This window comes from Anaerovorax odorimutans DSM 5092 (assembly GCF_000426305.1).
Classification (GTDB): domain Bacteria; phylum Bacillota; class Clostridia; order Peptostreptococcales; family Anaerovoracaceae; genus Anaerovorax; species Anaerovorax odorimutans.
This window is the reverse complement of sequence record NZ_AUFC01000009.1, coordinates 125,842-137,343: the sequence shown is the minus strand read 5'-3', so window position 1 is coordinate 137,343 and position 11,502 is coordinate 125,842. Positions and strand designations below refer to the sequence as shown.

Sequence of the window (11,502 nt, the reverse complement as noted above, 5' to 3'; positions counted from 1 at the left end):
TTCCAAATGATAAGGCACTTTTAAAGTCCCTTTATCTTGCTACACTTCAAGCCACAAAAAAATGGAGCCAGCCACTTAAAAACTGGGGTAAGGTATATGGTGAATTTTCAATTATGTACGAGGAAAGATTCCAATTTTAAAAGCAGCAAAATATGGTAATAAATTACATCTTTATTAAAGATGTTCTTGACATGCTTAGAAAAATTTAATATATTGAAAACAGTTAAGGTCAGCTCAAATGAGCCGACCACATTTAAAATCTTATCATAGAAAGTTAATTTACAGACTTTTTTTCATACACTCTGATTTTGATTTCTCTGTTTCTTTATGCGCTGAATACTGCGCCGCAAGCAGATAATATGGGTCTTGACCCAATTAAGTTTTCCTATTATGAGGATACTTCCGGACAGTTGACTGTTTATGATGCCGATACTGTATGGGAACAGGATGGTTTTACGGACAAGGAAACCCCATTTCTCACCTTTGGCAGAAGTCATTCAACTTTCTGGATCAGGATTTCCACAGAGAATACAGAATTGTTGAAAGATTACATTGCGCTATTTTGTCCAAACATTCAAAACGTGCAGCTTTACATACCAGGGAAAAATGGTTATGATGTGCATTACTCTGGCTGGGCTAACAGTTTGATTAGAGATGACGAATGTATGACATATCCGGTGTTTCAGCTGAACGCAGATACACTTGGAGAAAAACCCATATATATGCGAATTCAATCCGACTATTCACATAACTATACTCTAGAATTTTATACGCAAAAGGAGCTGAACCAGGTCAGGATTGCAGAGTTCTGTCTGATCAGCTTTCTGTTTGGAATGCTGATGGCAGTCGTTATTACAAATTTCATTGCTTATTTAAAACTAAAAAATAAAATCTCTCTTGCCTTTTCAATATGCATTTTACTGCTCAGTATCCATCAGGGTATCAGCTATGGGATATATAATATAATTATGCCTTCTCATTCCTATGCCATAATGAGCTTATCTATAGAAATCGGGTTGTTGTTTATCATTTCAATCATTATATTTTTTATGATTTTTTCGGATATTAAAACTTACAATAAGATTTATTATAGGTTCCTATTACTCTTTATCGCAGCTTGCCTTGTAGACTACCCTATTTGCTTTATGGACAAGGTTGCGGCAAATCTTTATGGGCATTGCCTTACGATTATCGTTCCCGTATTTATTTTGTATGTTTCTTTCAGAATGCATCGGGCAGGTTATAAGGACCAGAGATTGTTTATGATCGGATGGGGGCTGACTATATTTTTGTATGTGATAGCTATGCTTGTCTGTGAAGGCATGATTCATATGGGATTTTCAACATTTCATCTGCCTATCGCACTGATTATTATGTTAAATGTTTCAATGATTTTTACAGTTGCCATAACAGAGCGTGTCAGACGACTGCGATTAGATGGTCAGCGAATGCGGCGACAATATCAGGAAGTTTCTGAGCGGATAAAATGGACGGAAACGGCGTTGCTGCAAACGAAGATTAAGCCGCATTTCCTATATAACACGCTGACGGCCATTGAGCAGCTCTGCGAAACCGACAGTAGAAAAGCACAGGAAGCGATTGCGGATTTTGCCGCCTTTTTGCGTAGCAATATCGACTTTTCCACAGAGACACGGCTGATTCGGATTGAACGGGAGTTGTCAAATGTCAAGCATTACCTCTCACTGGAACAGATGCGCTTTGATGAACGGCTCAAGGTGGAGTACCACATTCAGGTGGGCGGTTTTTTAGTGCCGCCGTTGGTGGTACAGCCTATAGTGGAAAACGCGGTGCGGCACGGCATAACGAAACGACCGGAGGGTGGCACGATCAGAATTTCTGTTATGGATACTACGGACGACTACATCATTACGGTGACAGATGACGGTGTTGGTTTTGAGCCGGATAGCGAGATATGGGCCGAAGGATATCATATCGGAATTGATAATGCACGGGAGCGGCTGCACCGTCAATGCGGGGGAAGCTTACATATTGACAGCAAAATCGACGTTGGCACAGTGGTGACCATGTCAATACCAAAGGAGGGAAGCGTATGAATTTTATTGCGGTAGATGATGAACGGCTTGCACTGGACAATCTGCTTTCTAAATTAAAGAAGGCGCAGCCACAGGCGGAAATCCGAGGCTTTCTGCATCCCCAGAAGGCGCTGGAGGAAATCAAAAACGGGTTTTATCCCGATGTGGCGTTTCTGGATATTGAAATGTACGGTATGAGCGGTATTGAGCTGGCTTTGTATTTTAAAAAAGCTTTTCCAAAAGTTAATATTGTGTTTGTAACTGGTTTCCCGGAATATATGCCTGAGGCGTTCGCACTCCATGCCAGCGGCTATATTACCAAGCCAGCCAGTGTCCAGCGGATACAGGAAGAACTGGAAAATTTGCGCTATCCGCCGGTAAAAGAAGCATTTATTCAGGTAAAGACCTTTGGAAACTTTGAGGTTTTCGTGCAGGGAAAGCCACTGTTCTTTGAGCGCAGCAGAAGCAAGGAGCTCCTGGCTTGTCTGGTGGATAGACGGGGCTCGGGGCTGACAATGCAGGAACTGGCTGCCATACTGTATGAGGATCGGCCATATGACAGCTCCTTGCAAACTCAGCTACGAGTACATATATCCGATCTGTTAAAAACACTGAAAAGAGTGGGAGCAAAAGATATGGTTGTGCGAAAACGGAATTATATTGCTGTGGATACAAACAAGTTCGACTGCGACTATTACCGTTTTTTAGATGGAGATGTGCCTACGATGAACGCGTTTACAGGAGAATATATGGTAAACTACAGTTGGGCTGAACTGACAACAGGAAGGCTATACCGGTGTAAAGTATAGCGGTGCTTAGGTCAAAGCAAAAGCTGTTAGGGTAAAATATTGAATTTAAAAAAATATAGGGTTTGATTACAAATTATTACTTTTTTGTAGTCAGATCCCTTTTTTTGTTACGGTTTTGTTACGCATGGAAGCGTAAAATGAGCATGTTGAAATTTGTCAAAAATATTAAGTGAAACAAATGGCTTTATAAGCAAAAACTTAAAGTAAAAATGAAAAAAGAAGAATAGGTGTGCTGAAGAAGATGTCATAAGGAAAAAGTAAAACAAAGGAAGAAAGAAAAGGAGGATAAGTATATGAACAAAAACAAATTATACCGACGTATTATGGCAATGGTCTTGTCTGTTGCTATGGTTGTGGCACTGTTGTCCATATCAGCGGCAGCAGAAACTCTTCCGGACGGAGGGGAAATTATTTCATTTAAAGCATTATCGGAGACTACTGCCAACCAGTTGGTTACTCTGGGAACCGACTTGGCAGATTTGGATTTACCAGATACCTTGATGGCGACTATACGTGTAGCAATAGCGACGGATGCAGATGAGCAGGAGCAAAGTGAACAGGAACCTGAAGATTCTGCTGTAATCACAAGCTCTGCTGTCCAAGTGGATAACAGTGAAACATCGGAACAGATTACTGAACAATCGGATCAAGAAAAAGTGGAATACAAGACAATGGAAACTAATGTGCCAGTAACGTGGAATTCAAATCCGGAATATGATGGAGACACTGTGGGCATTTACATTTTTACAGCGAATGCAGGCAATTTTAAGGTGGACACCGTGTTACCTGAAATCACTGTGACGGTGCAGGATCAGTCCAGCGGTAAAACTACGGTATTTAGTGCACTGCGCAGCGGCGCTACAGAAGAGGATAAGACCTACACGACAACGGTGGGAACAACGCTGGAAATGGATATTAACGATCTTACCGGTATTGCTGATATATTGCTCCCATCCCCATATTACAATGTTGGTTATTCAGAGCCAACTGACGGAACAAATACAGCGCACCTTCATTACTATTATGAGGAAAAGTGGCATGAAGTTGCGTATCTGGTAGAAGGTCGTGATCCCGCATACTGCTACTACAGCAATGATGATGTCATAAGGTTTACAGCGGATAATGCGGGGGTATACACCTTTAAGGTCTTAATGTATAACGATGATCAAGGTAATTATGAGACCGATCATTATGATCCTCGAACGATAAAGGTGACTGTGGAAGATGCCGGCGGCTCCGACGAAGAAGCACCTACCGTGGAGAGCATTACGCCAAATGGCACGGATGCCGCAGCCAGCGGCGATATTGTCATCACCTTTAGTGAGGCGATGGATCCAAACATGGCAGGTACGGTGTCACTGGATAACAGCATGGGTGATTTGGGTTCTGGCGATTGGTCGGGAGAAAAAAAGGTTTACAAAGTTTCTTATTCTGAACTGGCTAACGAAACGGAATACAGCATTACTATATCTGGTTTCAAAGATGCCGCAGGTAATGAGATGACGGAAGATACTAGCCATACCTTTACCACGAAGGCGGCTGGAGGTTCCTCCATATGGGATGGGAGCACCAAAAAAACCGATTGGTATAAAGACACGGATACGGAGTTTAGCATCACCACTGCGGAACAACTGGCAGGATTTGCGGAGCTGGTCAATGGCGGAAAGGATTTCTCTGGCAAGACCGTTAAGCTTGGCGCAGACATTACTTTGAACGATGTGTCTAATTCGAGCAACTGGGACGACAAGACAACGGGTCTCAACGCATGGACGGCGATCGGCACGTCGGATAATAAATTTGCGGGCACTTTCGATGGCGACGGCCATAAGGTAAGCGGAATCTATATTAGTAAGGATTCTAAGTATCAGGGATTGTTTGGTTATACTGGCAGTGGCAGCACAGTTAAAAACGTTGGTGTCACGGATAGCTATATTAAAAGCACCAAGAGTTTTAGTTTTGTAGGCGGCGTGGTTGGAATGAATTATAACGGTAAGGTTAATAGCTGCTATAACACAGGCAGTGTCAATGGCTGCAGATATGTCGGCGGCGTAGTCGGAAAGAATGAAGACTATGGTGAGGTTCATAATTGCTACAACACAGGCAGTATAACCGGCATTGGTAGCAATTCTGACTATGTCGGCGGCGTGGCCGGAAAGAATGAAGACTATGGTGAGGTTTATAATTGCTACAACACAGGCAGTGTAAGCAGTGTAAACAAAAATAGTAATGTCGGCGTTGTGGTCGGCTCCGTAGGTACTAGTGGTTACGTTTTCATTTGTCACTGTTATTATGATAAAACAAAGTGCGGCGACATTGCCGCCGTCGGCGATTCCCCGGGAGACGTTAAAGGCTATTTCGAGGGCAAAACAACCGCAGATATGCAGACAAGTACGCCATTTACCGAATGGGATGCCGATGCTGTCTGGAATTTTGAGAGCGGAAAATATCCGAGGCTGAAGGCGTTCGAACTGCCTGACACCACCGTCCCCACAGTGGGAAGCGTAACGCCTTCCGGTACGGATGCGGCTCTCAGCGGCAGCATCGTCATCACCTTTAGTGAGGCGATGGATCCAAACACGGCAGGTACGGTGTCACTGGATAACAGCATGGGTGATTTGGGTTCTGGCGATTGGTCGGGAGAAAAAAAGTCCGGATTTATTTTGAATGATGTATCAGATGCAGATAATTGGGACGAAAACACTGAAGGTCTTAATAGTTGGACACCAATCGGAAATGATAAAGCCCCCTTTTGCGGCATTTTTGATGGCAACGGACATACGGTAAGTGGAATTTATATTCATGTAAATAAATATGTACAGGGATTATTTGGCAAAATACAAAACGCAACCGTACAGAATTTGGGTGTTACCAAAAGTTATATTTGCGGAAATGCTATAATTGGCGGTATCGTAGCTTACTGTGATGAAGGAACAATCTCAAAATGTTATAATGAAGGCACAGTTCGTAGTACAGGCGCGAGTATGGCTGGATCTGAGGTTGGAGGTATTGCAGGCTGTATAAATAGCGCCAAGGTGGAAAACTGTTATAACACAGGAAATGTAATTGGAAGTCATGGTTGTATTGGTGGCATCGTTGGTAATCCTATTAATGCTTCTTCGGTTGTTAATTGCTATAACACAGGTGCCTTGAATTATGGATCGTTAACGAGTTTTATTGGTTGCATCGTAGGTAACAGCGGTGTTACAGTTACAGATTGTTATTATGATAAAACCATATGTGGAGATATTGGCGGCATTAAAGGCAAAGATGTCGAGGGGCAAGCCAAGGGAAAAACCACGACGGAAATGAAGAACCCTGAAACATTTTCCGCTTGGAGCCCTGATATATGGATTTTGAAAAGCGGAGAATTTCCAATGCTGAAAGCGCCTGTTATAAAACCCATGGTGACGATGGTGTCCCCCAGTGGCACGAAGGTCGAAACAAGCGGTAATATGGTAATCATCTTCAACGTAGAAATGGATAAGGCGTCGGGCAAAGTATCTCTTAAGCATGGCACCGAAACAATTGAATTGAGTAGTGGTAAATGGTCGGAGGATGGTACAGCCTATACTGTTTCTTATTCCCAACTTGATTATGGTACAGAATATACCGTTAAAATCTCAGACTTTAAATCAGCGTTAGACGGAATTTTGATTGAAGAAGATAGTAGCCATGCTTTTACCACAAAAATAGACGAATCGATACTAACCGGAACGGCTAAAATCAGCGGTGACGCAGTATTCGGTAAGACACTGACTGCATCACTTACGGACGGGAACAGCACTGGCACCCTCTCTTATCAGTGGACAAGGGACGGTAAAGATATCTCAGGTGCAACAGAGAGTACATATACGTTGACCAAGGATGATGTAGGTGCAGTAATTGCGGTGAAAATCACCAGTGATGATAAAACCGGAACACGCACCAGTGATTCTACTTCTGAAATTAGCAAAGCAGATTGTACAGAAACTGCAAAAGCGCCGGAAGAAAAAGAAAAGACATCAGACAGCATAACAGCTACAGAAGTAGAAGGCTATGAATATATCATAGTAGAAAAGGGTGCTGCTGTATCAACAGGCACATGGCAGGACAGTAATAAATTTACTGGTTTGACACCAGCCAAGGAATATGATGTATATCAGAGAATAAAAGATACACAGACTCATAAAGCTTCTAAGCAAAGCGAAGCGCTGACTGTAACTACACTAAATGCGGTTGCCTACAACTGGAATTACGGTGAGCTAGGAACTTATATCACACAGTCTGTTTCAATAGGCGACAAGATATCAGCACCTGCTACTCCGGAAAGAGCAGGATACACTTTTGGTGGATGGTATAAGGAAAATGCATGTGAAAATGCATGGAATTTTAACGTCAATACAGTAGAAAAATCTATGAGCCTGTATGCAAAGTGGACAAAAAAAAGCTCTGATACTTTGGAAGTTACCTACATGAAAAATGGAGCGACTTCAGGAAAAGTACCTAAGGGACATACAAATTACAAACCCGGAGATACTGTAATTGTTTTAGGAAACGTGGGTAGCCTCTCCAAAACGGGAGCTTCTTTTGCAGGATGGAGTGACGGAACAACCACATATAAAAAAGGAGATACCTTTAAAATTACTGATAATACAGTTTTAACTGCAGTATGGACTGAAAATGAGGTACAGTGTACAGTAACCTACAAGAGTAACTATGCAGGAGGTGGAACTTATACCACGCAGACTGCGGCATACGGTTCATTATTAACAAAGCCAGATACGCCAATAAGAGAAGGCTATAGCTTTATAGGCTGGTATAAGAATGCAGCTTGCACTAACCCTTGGAACTTTGATTTAGATACCGTTACGGATGATACAACTCTCTATACGAAATGGGCGCAGGGAACATACAGCGTAAGCGGTACAGTAACAGATGATGCTACACCATCTAATAAAGTAGCAAGGGCTACAGTTAAAGTTATGAAAGGAAATGTTCAGTACGGTGGTAGCGTACAAACAAATGATGAGGGCAAATTCACAGTTACTGGTATACCTAATGGCGAATATAATATTGTTATTACAAAGAATGGTCAGATGGTTACGCTGCACATTACAATAGATGGTGCTGACTATAATTATAAAGATCAAATAACACTACCAAGTGGAAATAAAAATTCAAGGCTTGACATCATCGGTGTGGGTACGCCGAACATTGTTGAGGACGGATTGGACGACATTTTTGATAATCCTGACAATCAAGATATCTATAATGATAACAGCACTAAGGCTTTAAATGAAGGCGGAACGGTAGAACTTCGTTTAACTGTGCAGAAGGATGATAATTCTAAGGGCAAAGAAACCGTGTATGCAAAGATGAGTTCAGACGGTTATAAATCTGGAATAACACTTGATGTTGATATCGAAAAAACGGTTATAGATAACACAGGAGCAATTGCAGAAAAGAGACAAATTACTTCTTTAGATGACACTCTCACACTGATTATTCCCCTTACAGAAGAACTTCAGGGCAAGAGTAACTACGTGGTATACCGTACCCATGATTACGGTGGTGCCGCAGGGGTTAAAGTTGATAAAATTACAACGACTCCAAATGCTAATGAATATATTAAAATTAGTGCAGATAAAACTTATTTAACACTTTATGCTAAATTCTTCAGTACTTACGCCATTGGCTACAGCGTGAATAGCAGCGGCAGCAACCCTGACGACACTTCCTCCGACAACAGTTCGCATGGAAGAAGCTCATCAGGTGGCAGTTCGTCTGGAACTCAAAGCTATAAAATTACTGTAACAGTAGGTGATGGTGGCAGTATCAATCCTTCCGGCAACGTCAGTGTGGTAAAAGGAAAAGGCAAGACATTTACTTTTACGCCGAAGGAAGGTTTCATGATTTCGGACGTGTTGATAGATGGAAAAAGTGTGGGTGCTGTTGAAAGTTATACATTTAAGAATGTGAATGCGGCACATACTATAAGTGTTAAATTTGCAAAGGCTGAATTACTGCCTTATTATATTAACGGAAATGGAAATAAAGTGTTTATTGGCTTTGCTTCCAGTGCGACAGGAACCATGAAATATATCGCTCCAGAAGGGGAAAGAGTACAGTTTATGCAGAACTCTAAGTACTTTAACGATATAAATGGACATTGGGCAAAGACAGGTATTGATTTTGTTACTCAGAGAGAAATCTTTGTAGGAACTACAAATAATACATTCTCACCAAATAGCGGAATGACAAGAGCTATGTTTGCAACAGTTATTGGAAGACTTTATGAAAGAAGCTATGGCAATATTTCAGCAACCGTTGGTACATTCTCAGATGTTCCGGATGGTAAGTATTACAGCCCTTATGTAAATTGGGCTGAAAAGAATAGTATTATAATGGGGATTGGGGGAAACAAATTTGCGCCTAATCGTAAAATATCACGAGAAGAAATGACGGCAATAATTTACCGATTTGCAGAGTACCTTAAGGTTTCCCAAGGTTCTTTAGAAACAAAACTGGGGTATACTGATGCTTCAAAGATTGATAACTGGGCAATAGAATCTATAAAATACTGCAAGGAAAACAAAATCGTGCTAGGCCGTGATGATGGTAGCTTTGATCCACAGGACACTGCCACACGTGCAGAAGTCGCAACAATTCTTAAAAGGTTTATAGAGACAGTTGTTAAGTAAGGTAAAAATTACCATGTAAGTTTTTCTAAGGTAATTAGAGACATATAGGATAATTTAAAGAATAATAAAAAATCAAGAGGAAGAGTTTTTAGGTCAACTTAAATGAGCTACAGACTCTGCCTCTTTTTTTATGTCTTGAATTTACAATGTAAGTGCAGCAGTGAAAATAAATGACTCAAAGGAAGTTAAAAAATTGGAGCGTGGATAAACGAAATTTCATGATCCAGTTGACAAAAATTTTATTCAATTATATAATGAATGAAGATTCATTCATTAATTCGTTTAATTTTGGAGGTAAAGTATGGCAAGAAGTATTGAGAAAAATGAACAGTTAAGACAGCAAAGCAAAGAAAAAATTATTGCTGCAGCACTTAATCAATTTGCAAAGAATGGGTTATTTGCCACGCGCATACAGGATATTGCTGGGGAAGCTGGAATATCTCAAGGTCTTTTGTATCGATATTATTCATCGAAAAATGAAATTTACGTTGATTTAATAGAGGATGCCCTTGATAAAATGAATGAAGCGGTGAACTCCGTGCAAGTTATGGAAATTAGTGGGAAAGAGAAGATTTTAAAATCTATTGATGCCCTTTATATTACAATAAAGACCAGCCAGCGTTATAGACAGACCAGTCGCTTGATTGCAGAAGCTATGGGTTCGGAAGCAATTCCTAAAGAAGCAAAAGAGGCATTGAAGGAAAAGAGAGATTTGCCTTATAAAGTGTTTAGTCAGATTATTCAGCAAGGACAATCAGAGGGTGACATTGTGGAGGGAGATGCCTATGGTTTAGCAGTATTATTTTGGAGCACACTTAATGGTCTGACTATTTATAGAAATACAAGAACAGAGAAAGCATCATTGCCTGATAAGAAATTTATAGCAAGGATGTTTATGAAATTAAAGAAGTAAGCTAAGGAGCGTGTAAAAAATGAGTATTAAAGGGAAAATATTTCATGGAATTTTTAGATACAGACATTTACTGAAGGGAAAGTTAACGGCAGATGTGATTGATGAAAACACCTGCATTGAGACTCTTCGACGAGAGACGGATCAGGCGGCAGCAAAAATGTTCAAAAAAATAGAAGGGTTAAGCTATCAACAGGCGGATTTTTCAGAATTCTATGCCCAGTGGATTTTAGTTAACCATGCACCAAAGGACAAAGTTATTTTATATTTTCATGGCGGTGGATTTGTCATGGGTAGTGCACAGTCTCATAAAAATATTGTTGGGAATTTTGCAAAAAACTTAGGTATCAATACACTTGTATTTAATTATAGGCTAGCTCCCGAAAATCCTGCACCTGCTGCGGTATACGATTCAGTAACAATCTATAATTGGCTATTGAACAAAGGATATTCATCAAAAGATATCTTTTTTGTGGGAGATTCAGCTGGTGGGGGTATTCTGTTAGCAACAATGTTAAAGATCAAAGAGGATGGTGGTATGCTTCCGGCTGGTGGTGTTGCCTTTTCTCCTTGTACAGATATGACACTTTCAGGAGATTCACATAGGACAAGGCTTAAGGCTGATCCATGTACACCCAAAGGGGCAAATAAAACTTATACAAAGTATTATGTAGGTGAAGGGGATCCAATGCATCCATACGCTTCTCCACTTTTTGGTGATTTAAAAGGATTACCCCCAATCATGATTCAGGTTGGAAATGATGAGACTCTTTTAGATGATTCCGTAAGGTTTGCAGAAAAGGCCGGTAAAGCTGGCGTTGAGGTGAACTTAAAAGTATGGAAGGGGATGTTCCATTGCTTTCCCTTACTTGCGCCCATGTTTCAAGAAGCCACAAAGGCCCTTGATGAAGCTTGTCAATTTATAAGACAAAAATTATTATAATATAAATAAGCGTCATTCTAAGCATGTTGACTTCGTCGAGGTCATCTGATAGGAATGTACTAAAAAATATGCGTATTCTATAGTGCACTATTGTGTACCATCGAAT

At 40.8% G+C, this 11,502-nt stretch carries 5 protein-coding genes and 1 pseudogene; all 6 read left to right on the top strand.

Annotated features, from left to right (window positions below):
* Positions 1 to 140, top strand: a pseudogene (locus K292_RS19615) (IS256 family transposase); the annotation flags it as partial.
* A gap of 219 nt (positions 141 to 359) precedes the next feature.
* On the top strand, positions 360 to 2,075 hold the full coding sequence (locus K292_RS17745; RefSeq protein WP_051280365.1) for a histidine kinase: 1,716 nt from the start codon (positions 360 to 362) through the stop codon (positions 2,073 to 2,075).
* Complete coding sequence (locus K292_RS0105275; RefSeq protein ID WP_027398964.1) at positions 2,072 to 2,863, top strand: response regulator; 792 nt, start codon at positions 2,072 to 2,074, stop codon at positions 2,861 to 2,863. The genes K292_RS17745 and K292_RS0105275 overlap by 4 nt, the downstream gene beginning before the upstream one ends.
* A 293-nt stretch (positions 2,864 to 3,156) precedes the next feature.
* Positions 3,157 to 9,543 (top strand): InlB B-repeat-containing protein, encoded by a 6,387-nt coding sequence (locus K292_RS16060; RefSeq protein ID WP_037372559.1) that lies wholly within the window; start codon positions 3,157 to 3,159, stop codon positions 9,541 to 9,543.
* Positions 9,544 to 9,844: 301 nt separating this feature from the next.
* Entirely contained in the window at positions 9,845 to 10,456 is a 612-nt protein-coding gene (locus tag K292_RS0105265; RefSeq protein ID WP_027398963.1) for a TetR/AcrR family transcriptional regulator, read from the top strand.
* Positions 10,457 to 10,475: 19 nt separating this feature from the next.
* Positions 10,476 to 11,396, top strand: coding sequence for an alpha/beta hydrolase (locus K292_RS0105260; protein WP_037372557.1), 921 nt, complete (start codon positions 10,476 to 10,478; stop codon positions 11,394 to 11,396).
* The last annotated feature ends 106 nt before the right edge of the window (positions 11,397 to 11,502 follow it).

What these genes read in the sequence shown, in the direction of transcription:
- K292_RS17745 (WP_051280365.1), top strand. Translation starts at nt 360, where the DNA reads ATGGGTCTTGACCCAATTAAGTTTTCCTATTATGAGGATACTTCCGGA.
- K292_RS0105275 (WP_027398964.1), top strand. Translation starts at nt 2,072, where the DNA reads ATGAATTTTATTGCGGTAGATGATGAACGGCTTGCACTGGACAATCTG.
- K292_RS16060 (WP_037372559.1), top strand. Translation starts at nt 3,157, where the DNA reads ATGAACAAAAACAAATTATACCGACGTATTATGGCAATGGTCTTGTCT.
- K292_RS0105265 (WP_027398963.1), top strand. Translation starts at nt 9,845, where the DNA reads ATGGCAAGAAGTATTGAGAAAAATGAACAGTTAAGACAGCAAAGCAAA.
- K292_RS0105260 (WP_037372557.1), top strand. Translation starts at nt 10,476, where the DNA reads ATGAGTATTAAAGGGAAAATATTTCATGGAATTTTTAGATACAGACAT.